7 protein-coding genes are annotated in these 18,427 nt (G+C 65.5%); 4 read left to right on the forward strand and 3 right to left on the reverse strand.

What is annotated here, in order from left to right; all coding sequences use genetic code 11:
- The first annotated feature begins 5 nt into the window (after nt 1–5).
- Together ABN401_RS07720 and ABN401_RS07725 are read left to right on the forward strand one after the other, a co-directional pair.
- Entirely contained in the window at nt 6–2,894 is a 2,889-nt protein-coding gene (locus tag ABN401_RS07720) for a hypothetical protein (RefSeq protein ID WP_349684260.1), read from the forward strand.
- Complete coding sequence (locus ABN401_RS07725; RefSeq protein ID WP_349684261.1) at nt 2,891–5,749, forward strand: helicase-related protein; 2,859 nt, start codon at nt 2,891–2,893, stop codon at nt 5,747–5,749. Before ABN401_RS07720 ends, ABN401_RS07725 begins: the two co-directional genes overlap by 4 nt.
- On the opposite strand, the gene ABN401_RS07730 is transcribed toward ABN401_RS07725, so the two are convergent.
- Genes ABN401_RS07730 through ABN401_RS07740 form a run of 3 tightly spaced genes read right to left on the reverse strand, consistent with a single transcriptional unit; the run spans nt 5,730 to nt 14,547 of the window.
- Nucleotides 5,730–6,689 (reverse strand): hypothetical protein, encoded by a 960-nt coding sequence (locus ABN401_RS07730; RefSeq protein ID WP_349684262.1) that lies wholly within the window; start codon nt 6,687–6,689, stop codon nt 5,730–5,732. The two genes, ABN401_RS07725 and ABN401_RS07730, sit on opposite strands and share 20 nt — an antisense overlap.
- On the reverse strand, nt 6,686–8,407 hold the full coding sequence (locus ABN401_RS07735; RefSeq protein ID WP_349684263.1) for an NERD domain-containing protein: 1,722 nt from the start codon (nt 8,405–8,407) through the stop codon (nt 6,686–6,688). The genes ABN401_RS07730 and ABN401_RS07735 overlap by 4 nt, the downstream gene beginning before the upstream one ends.
- Entirely contained in the window at nt 8,407–14,547 is a 6,141-nt protein-coding gene (locus ABN401_RS07740) for a DEAD/DEAH box helicase (RefSeq protein WP_349684264.1), read from the reverse strand. The genes ABN401_RS07735 and ABN401_RS07740 overlap by 1 nt, the downstream gene beginning before the upstream one ends.
- A gap of 235 nt (nt 14,548–14,782) precedes the next feature.
- On the opposite strand from ABN401_RS07740, the gene ABN401_RS07745 reads away from it, so the two are divergent.
- Nucleotides 14,783–15,982: a DUF932 domain-containing protein gene (locus ABN401_RS07745; RefSeq protein ID WP_349684265.1), complete on the forward strand. Its 1,200-nt coding sequence runs from the start codon at nt 14,783–14,785 to the stop codon at nt 15,980–15,982.
- A gap of 181 nt (nt 15,983–16,163) precedes the next feature.
- The gene (locus ABN401_RS07750) at nt 16,164–18,269 is read left to right on the forward strand and encodes a ParB/RepB/Spo0J family partition protein (protein ID WP_349684266.1); all 2,106 of its coding nucleotides are present in this window, start codon (nt 16,164–16,166) and stop codon (nt 18,267–18,269) included.
- Nucleotides 18,270–18,427 lie beyond the last annotated feature (158 nt).

Genomic DNA, 18,427 nt, shown 5'->3' on the forward strand with positions numbered 1-18,427 from the left:
AGTCGATGTTGAGCCTGAGCGAGATTGATGCGCTCGAGCGTCAACTCAAAGCGTCAATCGTCGCATTGAACAAGAGAAACACGGTTGATGTCACGCTGATTGAAGCGGTCGATGACGCGCTGATATGGCCCGGAAAATTCGACGAGATCACCCCCCTCGCGGCTTTGCATGATCTCGATATCCTCCTTACCCGTGCGCCGCTGTTTGTCTGCGCAATCGCAGCCGAGATCGGATTTCGCTTCGAGGGCGTCGGGACTGTTTTTTGGCCGAAGTTTAGCGAGGCCCTTGGACTCACCGTAAGCATCACCCAGCGCCAACGTGTTGCCGAAATCTTCGAAGTACAGGCCAAGCGTTATGGTCTGTCCCGCCCCAGTGAGAGTGCTTTCAGCAATCATTTTTCTATCATTGCCTGGCCGATCGCCAATGCGCTTCTGCCGGTCGATCTGGTTGGACCAATTTGCCGGTTGATTGCTCGCGCGCCCGTCGCCTCGCTGCCGGGACCCGGACGCACGACCAATTTCTCTAGCTTGCGCGCTTGGGCGAGCGCAGCTGAGGGTGCCCGGCTTATCGATTGGCTCCGTTTTGAAGGGCCGAGCGCGCGCGTGCTGTCCGCCCTCCTCACCGACAACCGCGGAACACTCCTGTCACAGGGGACCTATACGCGACTACGCGAAGCGGTTGCGACCGACCCCGAAGCGTTCTTCGCGGCGCGGGCCGCCCGGATGCGTGGGCGGACCGCGAAACTGCCCATTGCGGCCGGGCAGACTTTTGGTCGTCTCGCGCTGTTGCTCGATCCGACCGGGGTGCATCTCTTTGCGAGTTGGCCGGCGCTGCCGCCCGCCATCTATGACGAAGCGCGCGGTATCGCCCGGTCCGCCGGCTGGAGGCCGCGCCTGTGGGGCGCGGGCAGCTTTCTCCATCCTGACACAGCACTCGGTGCCGGTCCCTTTGCCATCTCACGCCAGGCGGTGCCCCAGGAAGAAGATGCCGCCTATCCCGAAGCAGCGGAAATTTTCGGTGCCGGTACAGACATCGCCGCGACGCTTGCCAGCAGGACCATCGACTGGACCGCTACCCTGTTATTCGACGTCAACGAAGAGCGCACCCACGCGGAGCAGCGCTTCGGTGTGCTAAGCGGCGCCACCGGCTATGCTTGGCTTGGGCGGCGGATCGACGCCGCGCCCCTGGATGGACTCAAGCAGTTGGGCACAGCCGGCGGCTATCGTTTTTTCGAGGCAAATCTATCCGACCCCGCGGACCGGGCGATCCTGACGGGGGAAGACCTACTCGCCACGCAGCGCCGTGCCATGCATGCGCGGCATCCGATCGACGCGATCGGCGCACCGCAAGGCGTGGTCCGCCCCGACCGTCCGTTCCTGATCTACAGCGATGGGGCGGACGCGAATACTGACGTGGTGCCTCAGCGGCTCGCGGCCAATGGACACATCGCCGGCCGGCCCGGGCTGCGTGCTGAAATAGCGCCTCCCGCCCAAGAAGCCGTCGCCGATTTCGTGCTGTTCGAGCGAGACAGCGCGTTCGAAGCACTGATTGAGCAGCGGTTGCGGATTCGTGTCGAAAGCCGATTGCCGCTCGTCAATGTAACCGTCACCGCCGATCTCGAAATCAACGGACGCCTGATCGCCCGCGGGCGTGATGAACTCACCGCGCTGCCGACGACGATTGCGGCAAGCTCAAAGCTATTCAGTCCGCTTTATGACGATACCGTCCGCGCCAAACTGCTCGAAGCAGGCAAGGGGCTGCTGCACCTGGCAATAGGACGAGCGCGCCCATTAGCAATTGCGCTCGAGCGGGCACCTGCCTCGGTCGAATGGCACGAGGATGGACCGCATCTGGTGGGTGGCGACCTCACCGCCACGCTAGTCGAGGCGACCGCGCATGCTCCGCACCGATTCGTGCCGGTAAATGCTGTTGCCGCGCCAACCCGTGGTGCGAAAGCTTACGGCCTGCTGCTGTCTGACGGCCGTCTCGCCGACACGCTACAAATCTTCAGTTCCAATGTGTTCGACTATGGCGACTTCACCGCGCAGTGGGGCACCGACGTCGGGTCCCGCCGGATGTTCGACCAAGGCAAGGGGGTCGGCGATATCGCCCGAGGGCGAATCGCCTGGGCGCGCGCACGATGCACGACCCTGTCCGCTATCGGTGCCAAGGGACACATCGTGCGCCAATTTGAGAACCCGCTGGTCGTCGACCTGTGCGGGCGTACCTGGGCGCTCGCCGAGCAGGCTAGCCAAGACAGCCCGACTGATCCGCACGTTTCGCTTTGGCACATTGCCGTCGCCCGCGGCCTAGCCAGCGTGCCCGCAGAGGCTAGCGTCGATGAGGCGTCGGTGTTCGCGCGCGCGTTCGCGCATCATGCTCGACTGCTCGACCCGGAGTGGCCGATCGCCAACGCCGTGCCCGCTGATGGTGCGATGGACGATGCGCTCAATGCCGCCTTCTCCGAGGCTGTCACCGACTTGCATGACGCGGGTTCATTATTGGGCGTCGAGGACGATTTCGATTTTGGGGCTCCGCCAGAGGACTGGGAGAGCGCCAGCAAGGAAGCGCTGCGCGCGATCCGCCGTCCTGCTTTGGTCCGGCAGTTGGCGCCTAGCGACGGTGGCCGCCTCCTCGCACGGCGCAGCTATGCCGACCTGAGCATCGCCGAACTCGCCGAGGATTTGGCCGCCTGGACCAGGAATTACGCACTACCGCGCGGACACCTCACGCCAGAAGCCGCTGCCGGCGCGCTCCAACTCTGGCTGTCACCGGCCGTTTGCGACAATGTCGATGCCACCGTCCATATTCTCGCCAACGATCCCTTCGTGTCGCGCGCAACGCGCTATGCTGCGCTGCGGCTTGGGCCCACGATCGCGGGGGCCATGGCATGAGCGACTTTCACCGCGTCCTGCTCGGCATCCACGCTGCGGCGCGGCGACTCGATCGCGATCAGGCCTTACTCGGCGCACTAGGCGTCGGCGCCGTTGCCTACACCCATCAGATTGACAGCGTGCACCGGATGTTGACCGGGACCGCGTGCCGCTGGCTGCTCGCGGACGAAGTCGGGCTCGGCAAGACTATCCAGGCAATCATGGTCATGCGCGCGCTCGCCGCCCAAAGCCCGCGCCCACTGACTGCAGCGCTGGTCGTGCCCGACGACCTGGTGTCGCAATGGGAAGAGGAGTTGTTGTGCCGCGGCCATGTGCTCGCGCTCGAGAGCGGCGACGAAGGCGGTGTCCACGGCAATCTGGTAATGCGGCTTGTGCGGCCGAGCAGGTTGCTCGCTGGGGGCCGCATCGTCGCCAACCGCATCGACCTCCTTTTGGTCGACGAATTCACCAAGCTGCAGGTGCAGGTCCGCGAGGATCTTATCATTGCGGCGCGGACGGTTCCTAATGTCATCGCCCTGACCGCGACACCCGCGCTGCATCAGGCGCGGACGCGTCGCGAGTTGATGGCGCTACTCGAACCTGAGGCCGATCGCATTGCCCGCGCCGAGGACCGCGACATCCTGAAGGTTCTTGCCGAGCGCGAAGCGCGCGCGCGAGAAAAATGGAATGCCGATCTGCAAGACGCGGTAAAACGCCGTGGCGTGGAAGAGGCGTTCGGCCTCTACCGCCGGCTTATCCGAACCGCGCGCACCGATTATCCCGACGCGCTGCCGAAGCGCAATTACCAGCCGATTAGGCTTTCCCCGACCGATGGCGATGTCGAACGCGCTCGGGGGACGCGCTCCTATCTCGACGCCGCACGGCGTGCCAATCTCGATATTCGCCGAGAGGCGTTGCTTCAGGTCGCGGGGCGCAGCCCGCAATCTCTACGCGATCGCCTCTCAACGCTGCGGCGGTCGACGCCCGACCTCCAGGCCGCTTGGCGGCAGATTGACACCTGTTTGCGCGACGAACCTGGCGACGCCAAGCTAGATGCGCTGATCGATCATCTGCGCCTCTTTCATGCCAAAAGCCCCAACGGCCGCGCCGTGGTTGTTGCGGAAGACAATCCCACCACTGACTATCTGCGCGATGCGATTGAGAAGCTGACCGACATGAAGGTCGCGCGAAAACGCCGGACGGTCGGTGCCGCCGAAGAACTCGAAATGCAGGTCGCGCTGCTCAAGGAAGCGCTCGACGATTTCATCAGCGGGGAGGCCAAAGTCCTCGTTGCCGCCGACGCGGCGCGCGAGGGCCACAATCTGCAGTTTGCCGACGAGATCATCTTTTTCGCGCTGCCCTGGTCACCGCCCGACATTCAGCAATGGATCGGACGCATCGACCGGCTGGGCACGAAGGGGCTGCCAGCGAACCGCCGGATCGCCATCACGCCGATTGTTGTCGAAAACTCTATCGAGAACAGCATCCTGACCGTCTTGGAGGGCACTGGCGTCTTTCTACGCAGCGAAGTGTTCGACGAATCCGAGTGGGCGCAAATCAGCGACGCGATCGCCGGTGCGGCCAACGGCGTGTCGGGCGCAACTTGGGGGAATGCGGCAAAGCAGGCGAGGTCGCTCGGCGAGGCCTATGACGCATGGCTCGAGACCACCACGTTGCCCCCGACTCCGCGCACCACGCTGGCGACCCGCTGCGACGCCAGGTTCCGTGGGCGCCGTTACGCCGCGCCTCTGGCCCCGGTCGAGGGCTTCGCTTGGAACTGGTATCTAATGCGAGAGCGCGCGGCCGAGATGATGATCAAGCTTGCACGCGAGGACTTTCTCGATGTCCGTGGCGGGCAGGATGGCGACCAGCGCTTCAAAACGATGTGGTACAAGACCAAGCCCGGCTGCGACGATCTGACTATCCCTGACATCGACACGCGCAACAGTTGGTATCGCCAGGCCTTCATCTCGCGGCGGACGGCGATCGAATGCCCACCACGCACCAATGTCGTCCAGAATGACGACGCCAAGCGCCGGCTTAATTTCTTCGATCATGGCTGCAGCATCCATGATGGCGCCGTCACCGCGTTCGAAAAGCAGGCACCGGCTGCGGACATGAGCACGGAGTTCATCGTCGAATATCCCGATGGCCACCCAATCCTGCGTTGGGCCAATCGCCGATTGCTGATCGCGGTCAGCGAACTCGATCTTCGCGACGCGTTTTCCTTCGATCCCGATGCGATTCTCGGCCTAGGCGACTCCAATGCATCGAAGGCCGAGCAGGATGCGCGCACTGCCATTGCACGGATCGCACTCGCGCAGTTTCAGGCCGATCGCCGCTGGATGATCGACCTGAGCCCACCCGAAATGCTGTTCGCAACCTTGGTCGAGGATGGCGACGAATTGGTCGTGGCCGATGCGGAAACGGCGGTGTTCGATCCCGTGCATGACGGCATTGGTGCGCGCCAGCTCGCCCGCCGCCGCTCGATGCTTTCCGAAGCGCGATTGCGCGCTGCCCGCGCTGCGGCGATGCGCCAGTTGACCGCGATCGGCGGCGAAAGCCTCGGGCGCGCCCAGCAGGCGGCGCGCCGAGCGGTGCCGGCCCGCTTGTTCGCCGCCCAAGCTGATGCCGACAATCTTGCCACCGCCGCGCAGGCCGAGGCCAACGTCGCGGCGGCGCTCGATGCCAAGCTTGAGTTCAACCGGGCCGTCGTACGTGGCGCGGACCTAATGTTGGCACTGTCCGACCGTGCGTGGCAGGCACGCCTTGCGCGGCTAGAGGGACTCGAGGCCGCGCTCGCCGAGGTGGCGAAACTGAAACCGCCGAAGTTGTTTTGGGTGGTGCCCAAGGCACCTAGCGCAGACAACCCATGAGCGCGGCAATCACCGCATGGGCGCTGGAATCGAGCTTCCACGACCAAGGTGCCTGCTGCTCGCCCGCGATCAATGCGGCGCGCTCCGCCTGGCGTGGCGGAGGAGTCAGGAAATCGAGCACGCCGCTCGCCTGGTCATAGCGCAACACGGGATCGCCTAGCGCCAAGGTCTGACCGACAACTATCCACCGCCAGATATCGCGCGACGATGGTTGCCAGAGCGTCGTGTCCTTGCCGGCAACGTGCAGCACGACATTCTTGAGCGTGTATCCGGTGCGGATCGCCGCCGGATAGCAACCGTCAGCCTCAACTCTGCGCCAGCGTCCCGATGGGGCGGGATCGGCGCGCCCGAAAAAATCGGCGCGGCCGCTGACCACGGCTACGGCATTTGGTTCGTCGAGCGAATAACGCTCGCCGCTTGCTGCCAGCGCCTGCGAGAAAGCGAACAGCGCCCGCGCATCGCCGTTGGGCGCATCGGCAGCGCCAAGCTCGACAAGCGCGTTGCGCCACTCGGGACGGCCAAGCTCGTCCGCGAGCGGGATCCTCACGACATCATTGGGCGGCGCGTCCGCCGGAAATTGGCGGACCAGGCCGATCCCATCGTTGCTGGTGCCGAGCAGGCTGACGCGATCACCGTCCCAGTGGATCAATCTGGACGGCGTGCCCGCATAGCCCCGTCCCGCGCTGGTCGCATGTTCCTCGAGATCGCCGCTCAGCAACATCAGGTGGATCGCGGCGTCCATCCTCTGGCGCATCAGGGCCGCGTCCACGCCAAGCGGGCGATAGGCTTCCTTCAGCCCGCTGGTGATCCGCCCCCTGCTGACGAACCCGGCCTCTATGACCGCGGCCCGGACATGCTCGACGACCGTGGCAACGGAAGGTGCCCCCGCTTCGTCCGCAGTCAAGCCGATCGCGTCGCTCCAGGCGTCGATCATGCTCATTCGTCGGCACCCGTCGCGATTGCCGCCGCGAGCGCCGCGTCTAGGCTCTCCTTGGCCGTACGATCATGCGCGACGATGACGAGATGCGAACGCGCGCGGGTCAGCGCGACATAGAGATCGCTGACCGTGAACAGATTCCCGAGCCCCGAGAAATCGCAAAGGATGACGACATCCGCTTCGAGCCCCTTGAAGCTGCGGGCGGTGCTGCACAAAATACCTTTGCCGTCGCGCCACTGCGATGCGTCGTCGATCAACGGGACGCCGTCGATCGCGCTGATTGTGGCGAGCGGCCCCTTCGCCTTGCTCGCCGGACCGAGGATGGCGATCTGACGTGGCTCGAGCCGGTGTTCCTTGAGCAGCGACCGCACTTCCTGCTGGACCAGCCCGCTGATCGCGGTCGGGGTCTGCGGTACGATCAGCTTGGGCGGCCGTCCGAGCGGCGCCAGTTCGAACGGCTCGCTGGCGACATCGGTCGCCGCATTGGCGCAGGCGACGATCCGCCGTGTGTTGCGACAATTGACGTCGAGCGAGAAGCGGAAAGCGCCGTCCAGCGGAGGGTCGACCGGATCGCGCCGCAGGCTCTGCGCCTTATCGAGAAAGGCCCAGACGGCACCCTTGCGATCGCACAGATATTCGAGCGCGTCCCACCAGGAGGGTGAGAAATCCTGCGCTTCGTCGACCACCATCGCATCGAACGGCGGCTCGCCGCCATAGACATCCAGTGCCGCCTCGGCGAGCAGGTCGGGCGCTTTTTCGTCCCACCAGCGCGCAGCATCCCCTTGGTTGACGGTGAAATCCATGTCGGCCGCCTTGCACAGGTCCGACGCCAGCCGATGGAAATTCTGCACCGTGATCTTGCCGCCATTCTCAACGAGATCGTTGCCCATCTCCTCGCGTATCCACTTGGCCAGTTCGGCATTGAAGCAGGTGAACAGAACCGCCTTGCGGGTTGTGGCGAGTGACCGGGCGCGCTGCATCGCGAGCAGGGTCTTGCCCGAGCCCGCGACCCCCTCGATGATCGCCCGCGCGTTGGCGTCGAAGCCGCGCAGCACCTGCAATTGTTGCCGCGTCAGCCGGGCAAGCGTCTCGCCGGCAGCATCGACGCCGACGCGCAGCGGCTCATAGACGCGAAATTCGGGAGCGAGCGCCCGGCGCACCGCGTCGAATTCCTGGGCAGAGAACTCGCGCTTGCCGCCGCCGCCCGCCTTGTAGGCGCGAAGGATCGCGGGCTCGATCGATGCGAGATCGTCCATCGTCAATATCGCATCCGCCGGCAGGTCGGTCGGCGGATTGTCCTTGAACAGGCAATGCGGGAAGGCGATCGCCACCGAGATGATGGTCTTTTCAGCGACCGGCTTGCCGCAAACAAGCTCGATGCGCTTCTTCAGCGCCCACAAGCTCCGCCGCGCTTGCTTGACCGGGTCTTTGATTTCCTTGAGCCCCGCCTTGACGTGGCGATACCAAGTCCGGCCCTTGAGCGTGATCTCGCCGCCCTTCACCTCGATGATGAGCAGGCCATATTGGCGGTGCAGCACGAGGAAGTCGGCCTCGCCCTCGCGCGCTGGCGCGTCGATGTCGTCGCGCGCGGGAAAGACCCAGGGCAGCGAGTGCATCACTAGATACCCTTCGCCGAGTTGCTTTTGCATCGCCCGCGCGAAGTCGGCCTCGGAGCAGAACTCCATTGTCTCGGGGTCGATCTGAGGGATGAAATGCGCCATCAATGCACCGCCCTGATGAACTGGGCGACCGCGACCAGCGCGCTTGATGGCTGCACGAGTTGGCTCGAACATTCCATATGGTGCGACGCCGCCCGGTAGCGGACACGCGTCTGGTCCTTGTCGAGCGCCTGGAGCATGCCGACCGTCCAACTCGCGCGTGTCGCTCCGAAGGCTTCACCGTCGCTGCGCCGGATAAGATAGATATCGGTCTTGGTCGGTTCGCCGGCAAAGGGCCGGAACAAGCACATCGTGCCCTTGGCGACGCCGGCCTTGCCCGACAGCGTATTGGCGTCGAGCTTGAACAGGAAATCGCCGGCCTCTGCATCGGCCACCGCGAAGCGCGGCGCATCGACGCCGGCGGCCGTGTCCCCGCCGACGACCTGCTTCGCGCTCAACTCCGGCACCCCGTTCGGATCGGGCTTGAGGCCGGCGTTCAAATCGACATTCGGTACCGACAGCGCTTCGTTCGACGCGATCGGCAGTGCCCGCAGGACGAGCAGGATGTCGACGGCGACTGCATCCTTGCCCTCGACGAGCGCACGCGCGCGCGGCGAGCAGGGCACATTCTCGACGAACGGATGGGCGAGACAGATGATCTTGCCGTTCGCGTCGGCGAGACCGCCATCGAGCCGCGTGGTCGCCGCACCGCTTTCCTCGAGATCGGCGGCGAGCCGGTCGAGGGCATAATCCTCGCGCCCAGGCTCGATCGCCAGCGGCATGCCTTTGAATGCGGCGCGCAGCAGGTCGGCACCGATCCTGCGGTCGAACAGCGCATGATCATAGCGGTTCTTGTACGAGCGCAGGCATTGGTAGCAGCTGTCGTCGCAGTCGCAGCGGTCGAGCAGTTCGAGCGCGGCATCGACCAGCTTGTGCGGATCGCGCGCCGCCGCCTTGACGAACCCGGCGCCGCCCGCCGCCTGGTCGTAGAGATAGAGGTCGATGAACTGATGGTCGGCACTGCCCGGCGCGAAGCGGAAGTCGCCGTCGATATCGTTGGGCTCGAGATCCTCCATCGCACAGGCCGCGCGGCGAAGCGCCTCGACCGCGGACCGCGCCGCGATGGTGGTCGCCGCCCGATCGGGATCGAGCGACCAATTGTGCGGCAGGCCCAGCCGCATCACGACGACGTCGGTATCGAACTCGTTGCCGAGCACGATCTTGATCGGCGTCCCGTCGCACTCCTCCTGTTCTTTCGGCCGGTTGGGCCGCGGGCGCGGGTGGGTCTGGCCCGAGCGCAGCCGCCGCATCGCCGGATCGAAGTCGCCGGGTTCGATCCGCCCGCACTTGCCGCAATAGTTGAAGGCGTAGTTGCTCGCGTCGAGCGACCCGCGGTTGGTGACGACCAATGTCTTGGTATCGCCCCATGCTTCCCAGCGTGTCCCCATCGGCCAGTCCTCGCCGCCGATGCGCGCATCGTCGGGGAATTGCAGCGAGTCGAGCGTGGCGCGGGTCGGGCGCGTCCGCGTGCCGGCGTCGAAGTCGGGCGGCAGCGCCGTGATCGTGGGCGGGTGCGAGAAGCCGGTCGGCCGGACCCAGCGCCGCGCCGGCCCCAAGGTCGCGCGGCCATTGCACGCGGGGCAACCGCGCGTCTGCTCGGGATAGCCTTCAGAAAGCTTTTTGAGATCGGCGTAGTTGCACAACTGGCACTGATAATAGAGCTGCCGCGCGCGATAGGCGGCGATGCGATCCTCATCGCGCTCGGAGTAGAGGCCGAGCGAGAGATAGCGCTTGCCGTCGACCCACACCTCATGGCCTGGGGCATATTGGCTGAGCGCGGCGTTGAGCCCTTGCTGCGGCGAGTAGCGGCGCTTGGGATTCCACGGGTCGGTAGTCTCCTCGAACACGCTGAAGGTCGCGACATCGGTCGGGAAGGCGTATTTCGGCAGCAGGCCGGCATCGAACAGCCGGTCGAGCAATTTGCCATTGTCCGCGACGCCGTGATCGTCGTCGGCGCTGTCCTCCATCTCCTCATCCTCGTCCGCGATATCGTCCTCCTCGATATCGGCGGGCTTGGCCGGCGCTGCCGGCGCCGGAACGCTCTCGACCGGCACGAGCAGATGCGATTCGAGCAGCGCGGGCATATGATCGAGCAGATCGTCGGCATCGAGCGCCGGGCACGAACTGGTGAACAGCCGCTCGAGGTCGAAATGGAGCTCGTCGCGATTGTCCGCGATCCACTGCGTCAGGCCCTTGAGCGAGAACACGTCATCGGCACCGGCGAGGAAGTCGGCGACGCTGCCGAGCGACGAGAAGACATCGGCCGAGCCGCCGACGGTATCGATCCGGTCCTGCTGGAACCGGCCGATCAGGTACGCGAGCGCCTGACGCCGCGCGATCACCGGATTGTCGAGATTGAGGATCGGATCGGGCGCGGGGCCCGCGACGATCGGCGCAGGATCGCGGAAGAAGCTCTGGTCGTGACTGTCGGCGCCGCAGAACATCACCACCGTCGAGAGGCCGGCACCGCGGCGTCCGGCGCGACCCGCGCGCTGCTGGTAGTTGGCACGCCCCGGTGGCACGTTGCGCAGCGCGACCGCAGTCAGACCGCCAATGTCGATGCCGACTTCCATCGTCGTCGTGCAGCTCAATATGTCGATGGGCGACCCGGTCTGACCGTCTTGTTCGATCGGGATATCTTGGAAGCGCAGTTCATAGGCTTCGTTGCGCGACATCGCATTGGCGAGCCCGCTATCGTTGAGCGCCGCTGAATGTTCTTCGGCGATGAGTTGGTGCGGCGCATAGGCATCGTCGGGATCGCTGAGCCGCTCCCATAGCCGCCGGTAGAAGCTCTTGCGGCTACGGAACACGGCATCGCTGGTCGGGTCGATGACCTTGGCGGTCCCGCCGCAATAGCCGCAGCTATCGCCGAGCAGTGCGTTGCGGGGCGAAACGCTGGTGCAGCGTTCGCAGCGCAGCCACGCTGACGTCTCGCCGGCATCGAGCGCGACCTTGCTGGCAGCCAGGAAATAATCGCCGGGCTCGCCGTCCGAGAAGACCGCACGCAATGCCGGCTCGCAGATGCTCGCATAGTCGCCCTTCACCCATGCCTTGAGGCCGCGATCGCCCAATTGCTTGGCGATCACCTGGCTGAACCGGCCGTTCCATGGCCGTATCCCTGCCGAGCCCTTGGCGCCTTCGAGATTCTTGAAGCTGCTTTGCAGCTTGATCGCGTGCTTGCGCATCGCCTGCCATAGCCAGAGCTCGATCAAGGCGGCGCGCGCCATCTCTTCATTGAGTCCGTCGATCGGCGGAAGCACGAGCGCATCCTTGAGCTGTTTTTCCTCAGTCTTGGTCAGCCTGGGACGCAGCATCGCCAGCGCGAGGGGGAACAGCCCGGTATGATCGTCCTGCAGCACCGCATAGATGCTCTGGAACACCGATAAAGGTGTGCGATCCGAGGTTTGCACGGTCAGCGAACGGAAGTCCTCCGCTTCGGCGTCGGGGTTGGTGACCAACGCGTTGGCGCGGCGGCCGGCATGATCCATCGCCCCGTCATCGTCGCCCGACGGCCGCAGGCGGACGCCATATTTGGCGGCGCCGAGCGAGATCGCGAGCGGCGCATCGTTGAGCGACGGGGTGAACACCGGCGAGCGCAGCGCCTGCATTCCGGTGAGCAACAGCGGCCGCAAGCTGTCGCGGAACGAATAGGTCTTCATCTCGCCCGCGAGCCGCGACGCGGTCTGGCGGCCGTCGGAGAAGACCAGGGCCTTGCGGCCCTGCAGCGGCGCGGTGCTCTCGGGGCGCGGCGGCTGCTCGAGCACCTGGACCGAGATCAGTTCCTTGAAGGGCTGTTCGCCCTTGGTCTGCAGGTTAGAGATGCCACCCGGCGCGGTGTCGGCGCACGAGGCTTCGCAGCGCGGGCATTTCTCGAACAGCTTGGCGCCCATCAAGGGCGGCAGCCAAACCTCGCGGCTGAACGCGCCGCTGCCGCCGATCCGCCCCGATTTGAGGTCGAGGAACGCGGCGCGCACCATGTTCGGCTTTTGCGGCAGCGGATCCTCGAGACAGACATGGATCGGCTCGATGACGCCCGTGTCGCCGGCATAGGCACGTCCATTGTCTTGCCAGAGATGCTCGACCCCGGTGGGAGCGCCGACATTGGCGCGGGCGACCGACAACCCGCAGTCGCGGCAGCTATGGAGTTCATAGACTTGCGCGCCGCATCCACAATTCTGACGCGCCTCGGCATAGAGCGCGCCCGTCGGCCCGCCGCGCTCGGCTTCGGCGATGTTGGTGCATTGCGGATTGGCGCATGCCCACAGCCCGGGAAGCCCGCGAAATAGCATATGGACCCGCGCCGGCAGCAGCGGCGGTGCCCCCGGCTTGGGCCTCGCGAGCGACGCCAGTTCAAGCAGCGCGTCGACCGCCGCCGCGCCCGTCTCGGCATCGGCTTGCGGAAACAGCGCGCCCGGAAGCTCGGTCAGCGCCCAGGCGGCGCCCGGCGAGACGACCGGGTCGCTCGCCAGTTGCGCGCCCGAGGTGATATTGCGCAGCCGCCCGAGCACCGGCAGGTCGCCGAGCAATTCGGCAAGGGCGGCCGGAAGGTCGTCTTCCTTCCAGATACAGCCTTCGGCCGTCGCTGTGCCGAGCTCGAAGCGACGGGCAAAGGCCACGCCGCCTTCCGTCAATTGCACATGGTCGACGACGAGGAAGGCTTGTTCGGTCTCAGCGCTGCCAGCGGCGGCGAGCAGCACCTCCTCCACGAGCGCATTGCCTGCGCCGTCGAGCCCATGGACACTCACGATGATCTCGCTCGCCGCGCCGTCGGTACGCGTCAGCGTCACCGGCGCGCCTGTCGCCGACGAATGCGCCGCGACCGGCTTGAGGACGGCGGCGCGATCGCGCGGCAACGAGGATTGCAGCATGTTGAGCGGCACGGCGGCGAATGCGCTGGCCAGGCCGTTGGGTGCGGGGGCGGCGGGCGCGAACGCCAGCTTGTCGCCGGTGAGCGTGGTGATCGCCTCGGGCTCAAGGCTTGTCAGCCGCGCGACGAATTTCGCGGCCGCCTCGCCGTTCGAGAAAGAGGCGCTAGTCGCGATGAACACCACGCGCGAAGCGGGCAGCCCCAGCCGGTCGAGCAGCCGACGGATCAGATAGGCGACCTCGGTGCCGTTCGCGCCGCGATAGAGATGCGCCTCGTCCAGGACCAGATAGAATATCTCGTCGGGATGCGCCTCGAAGAAGGCGCGCGTGTCGGAGAAGATGTCGCGCTCGATCGGACGCAACAGCATATATTCGAGCATCGAATAGTTGGTGACGAGGAGGTCGGGGCTGGCTGCCTGGATCTCGTGCCGGGTGAGCAGTTCGGGATCCTCGATCCGCTCGATCGCGCGCAGCGGATCGCCATTGCCATCCACCCAATGCGCGCCGGGCTTGCCGTACCAGTTACGCAAGCCGTCGAAGCCCCCGAGGAAGCTGTCGGGCTTGCCGGGCCAGCGGCCCTTGTCGCGCAAGGTCTGCAGCAGCGCCTGATCCTTTGGGTTGCCGCTGCGCGCGCCGTCCTCGATCTTGAGATAATATTCGAGCGTCTTGAGCCGCTTCTGGTCGCGGTCGCCGTCGCGCATCCCCGGATAGAGCGTACGGCCGGTATACCGCCCGAACTTGGCGGGCCGATTGGCGGCGGCGGTGAACCATTTGCGCACCGCGGTCGCGCCGAACAGCGTCCGCAGCCTACCCAACTGGTCGTTGACCAGCGCATTCATCGGATAGAGCAGCAGCGCCCGCACCGCGCGCGTCGCGAAACGATCGGGCCGGTGCGTGGCTTCATCCGCGAGGCGGGCAAGCACGGGCAGCAGGAAGCTCTCGGTCTTGCCCGACCCGGTCCCGGTCGTCACGACGATCCCGGTGCCTCCTGCATCTGGCTTCGCCGCCAGTTCGAGCGCCTGCGCTTGGTGCTCATAGGGCGGGTCAAAAAGGAGTTCGTCGGACTCCTTGGCAGCCATGCTGGTCAGAAAAGCGCGAACCTGCGGGTCGATCGCCAAGGCGGCAAACTTCCGGTCGCCGACATAGGCCGGTGTGCTCTCGATATAGGGGGTCTGCGCGATCCCGCCGCGGGTCAGCAAACTGCGCCGAAGATCAACAACCTTGGAGTTCGAAAGGTGGTAGGTGGCTTCGATGTAAGAGGCCAGCGCCTCACGCATATGTTGGATTTCAGTCCGCACCCTACCCCCTGATCCGTAACGTCGTGATTCTCCACGCGAACAGCGCAAAGTATCTCTACGGGGCTCTTCCTCACGCTCCAACCTGAAAGGCGGCCAGACTTAGCCGGGCGAAACTGATCTTTGAATAAGGACGAGTGAGAGGGCGGCGGCTGTCGCCGTGACGGTTCGTGGTCGAGAGAGAGGCTCCCGGCCAGCCCGTCGCAGGAGACCTCCGATGACCAATTCTGAAGTTCTGGACGAGCGTCCCGATTCCCGGGGTGGCTACCGCGTCGATGTCGGCCGCGGCCAGCGGATCGGGCGCGTTTCGTCCGAGTGGTTCAGCCGTCCGGCCGACGAGCGTTACCTGTCGCTCTCCGATCTGATGGCGTCGGTGAAGGGCCGCGCCGATCGCAGTCGGACACGCACCGTGGAGAGCGCGGCGGTCCGGGTCGAAGCCGACCGCGATAACGCCGAGCGGCTCGCGCTTGTGCTGCCCGGTTCCGATCAGCCGGTCGTGCCCACCCATTGGAGCTTCGGCCAGCTTGCAGCGCTCGTTGGCGCACCGGCGGCCTATCTCCGCCAGCTTCCGGCACCGCTCGCCGGTATCAATCTCCAGTATGGCCTGACCTCGCACCGCGCCGAACAGGTGAAGACGCTCGAGACCGACGACGGCCGGATCGAACTGCGCGCTGTGACCGGAGTCGACTATGGCCGCATCTACGACCATGAGTTGGTCACCGCCGTACAGCGGATCGCTGGCAACGGTACCGGCGATACGCGCTGGAAGGTCCCGGGCGTGCTCGACTGGTCGACCGGCGTCTACAATCCACTGGTCGACATCACACCGGACACGACCACGCTCTACGCGTCGGACCGCGACGTATTCCTCTTCCTGGTCGACGATCTAAACCCGATCGAAGCCGGGCGGCTGCCCGACGGATCGCCCGATCTCTACTTCCGGGGCTTCTACTGCTGGAACTCGGAGGTGGGCGCGAAGACGCTCGGGATGGCGAGCTTCTACCTCCGCGCCGTCTGCCAAAACCGCAATCTCTGGGGCGTCGAGGACTTCGAGGAGATCACCATCCGGCACTCGAAACACGCCGCCTCGCGGTTCGCGCACGAGGCGGCACCGGCGCTGACCCGCTTCGCCAACTCCTCTCCCCGGCCCTTCATCAACAGCATCGCCCAAGCGCGCCAACGGATCGTCGCCCGGACCGATGACGACCGTACCGAGTTTCTGCGCAAGCGCGGGTTCGGCAAGGCCGAGACGGCGAAGATCATCGAGACGGTGCTTGCCGAGGAATGTCGCAAGCCCGAGTCTGTCTTTGACTTCGTCCAGGGCATCACCGCGGTCGCGCGCCACAAGCCGCACCAGGACGCGCGGCTCGACCTTGAGGGCCGCGCCAAGAAGCTGCTCGACAGCGCAGCGGCCTGACTTCCGCCGAGCCGGAGTGCCGGACCTTTGGGTCGACGGTTTTCCAGTTCGGCGGCTCTGCGCGCCTCCTCATCTACGTCTTCGCGGCGTCGCCCTTTCAGAGTGAGAGGGCGGGGCTGCGCTTCGTGACGGGTTGAGGGTCGAGAGAGAGTCTCACGGCCGCCCGTGATGGAGACCGACCATGACCCAAGTTCAGAAAATCGTCCTGTCCTCGTCGCGGGACATTCCATTCAACAAGCTGATCCTGTCCCAGTCCAACGTCCGCAAGATCAAGGCGGGCGTCTCGATCGAGGAGCTGGCTGAGGACATCGCCCACCGCACGCTGCTTCAGAGCATTACGGTTCGCCCGGTGTGCGACACCGACGGCGTCGAAACCGGGATGTTCGAGATCCCGGCCGGCGGTCGGCGCTACCGGGCACTGGAGCTGTTGGTCAAGCAGAAGCGCCTGTGCAAGACCGCGCCGGTGCCATGCGTCGTGCGCGATGGTGGGATCGCCGAAGAAGACAGTCTGGCCGAGAACGTCCAGCGCGCACCCTTGCATCCCCTCGACCAGTTCCGGGCCTTCCTGACCCTGCGCGAGAAGGGCCAGTCCGAGGAGGAGATCGCTGCGGCCTTCTTCGTCCCGGTGGCTGTGGTGAAGCAACGGCTGCGTCTGGCTTCGGTCTCAGCCAAGCTGCTGGACGTCTATGCCGAGGACGGCTTGACGCTGGACCAGTTGATGGCCTTCACCGTCAACGCCGATCCCGAACGCCAGGAGCAGGTGTTCGAGCGGCTGGCCCAGTCCTACTCCAAGGAACCGCATACGATCCGTCGGATGCTGACCGAGGGCGCGGCGCGGGCGTCGGACAAGCGGGCCCAATTCGTCGGGCTCGACGTCTATGAGGAGGCGGGTGGCGTGATCCTGCGCGATCTGTTCCAGGGCGACGACGGCGGCTGGCTTCAGGACGTCGGCCTCCTGGACCGACTGGTTGGCGAACAACTGGAACGCCAGGCCGAGACCATCCGGGCGGAGGGTTGGAAGTGGATCGAGGTCGCGCCCGACTTCGCCTATGGCCACACCTATGGTCTGCGCCAGCTTCGGGGGGATCAGCCGCCTCTGAGCGAGGAGGAACAAACCAGCCGGGATGCCCTCCAGGCCGAGTTCATCGCCATCGAAGCCGCCTATGCCGTCGACGAGACCTTCCCGGAAGAGGTCGATCAGCGCCTCAGCGAGATCGAAACGGCCATCGCCGCCCTGGACGATCGCCCGGCCGTCTTCGATAGCGACGAGATCGGCCGCGCCGGCGCCTTCGTCAGCATCGACGCCTCGGGCAATCTGCGGATCGATCGGGGCTATGTCCGGCCCGAGGACGAACAGCCGATCGAGCCTGAAGCCGAGGATGAAGCCGTCGCCGACCAGGGATTGGTGGCGGCAAGGACCGACCAAGGCGAGGCCGATGTGGTGCATGGCGCTGAGGGATCGCCTGAACCCGACGACGAGGATGGCATCAAACCCATCCCCGAACGGCTGATGACCGAACTCACCGCTCACCGCACGCTCGCCCTGCGCTATGCCGTCGGCCAGGATGCGAACGTGGCTTTCCACGCCGTGCTCCATGCCTTGGCCCTGAAGGTCTTCTACCGTTACGCCATCGACACCTGCCTGGAACTGGATCTGAAGAGCGCGGGCTTTTCGGCCCAGGCGCCCGGTTTGAACGACACTGTCCTGGCGCGTCAGCTGGAGGATCGGCATCAGGCCTGGATCAAGGCCCTGCCGAAGGAGCCTGCGGATCTGTGGGACGCCTTGGCCGAGTTTGACGGCGACAGTCAGAGCGCCCTCTTGGCCCACTGCGTCTCGCTGTCCATCAATGCCGTCCACGAGATCTACAACCGCCGCCCGCGCGCTCTGGCTCACGCCGATCGTCTGGCGGGGGCCGTCGAACTCGACATGGTGGCGGCGGGTTGGGTGCCGACCGTGGAGACCTACTTCGGTCGGGTGACCAAGGCCCGCATCCTCGGCGCGGTCAGGGAGGCGAAGGGTGACCGAGCCGCCCAGGTCATCGACCATCTGAAGAAGACCGACATGGCGGAAAAGGCTCAGGACCTCTTGGCCGGGTCGGGCTGGCTGCCTGAGCCGCTCCGGACTTCGGGCGTGCAGACCCTGGCTGACCCTTCGAACGACGTCGCAGAGACCGCTCAGGGATCTGAGGACGAACCTGAAGTTCAGGCCGACATCACCGACCTGACCGATGAAGAGGACGAGGTCGATCCCGAGCTGGAGTTCGGTGCGGCCATCGCCGCCGAGTGATCCCCGCCGCGCGGGACGGCTCCGGCTGTCCCGCGCACAACGGAGCCTAGGCTCCCGGCGGCGAACGACGGCGAACGGGCCGTTGTCCATAGAATGTCCGCGACGGATGATCCGTCCGTCGCGGCCATCCCCCCTTCCACCGCGATGGGATGACTGAC

The organism is Brevundimonas aurifodinae (genome assembly GCF_040195595.1).
GTDB classification, from domain to species: Bacteria; Pseudomonadota; Alphaproteobacteria; order Caulobacterales; family Caulobacteraceae; genus Brevundimonas; species Brevundimonas aurifodinae.

Bases quoted from the DNA above. Each gene is read 5' to 3' on its own strand.
- ABN401_RS07720 (WP_349684260.1), top strand. From the start codon at position 6: ATGTTGAGCCTGAGCGAGATTGATGCGCTCGAGCGTCAACTCAAAGCG.
- ABN401_RS07725 (WP_349684261.1), top strand. From the start codon at position 2,891: ATGAGCGACTTTCACCGCGTCCTGCTCGGCATCCACGCTGCGGCGCGG.
- ABN401_RS07730 (WP_349684262.1), bottom strand. From the start codon at position 6,689: ATGAGCATGATCGACGCCTGGAGCGACGCGATCGGCTTGACTGCGGAC.
- ABN401_RS07735 (WP_349684263.1), bottom strand. From the start codon at position 8,407: ATGGCGCATTTCATCCCTCAGATCGACCCCGAGACAATGGAGTTCTGC.
- ABN401_RS07740 (WP_349684264.1), bottom strand. From the start codon at position 14,547: ATGCGTGAGGCGCTGGCCTCTTACATCGAAGCCACCTACCACCTTTCG.
- ABN401_RS07745 (WP_349684265.1), top strand. From the start codon at position 14,783: ATGACCAATTCTGAAGTTCTGGACGAGCGTCCCGATTCCCGGGGTGGC.
- ABN401_RS07750 (WP_349684266.1), top strand. From the start codon at position 16,164: ATGACCCAAGTTCAGAAAATCGTCCTGTCCTCGTCGCGGGACATTCCA.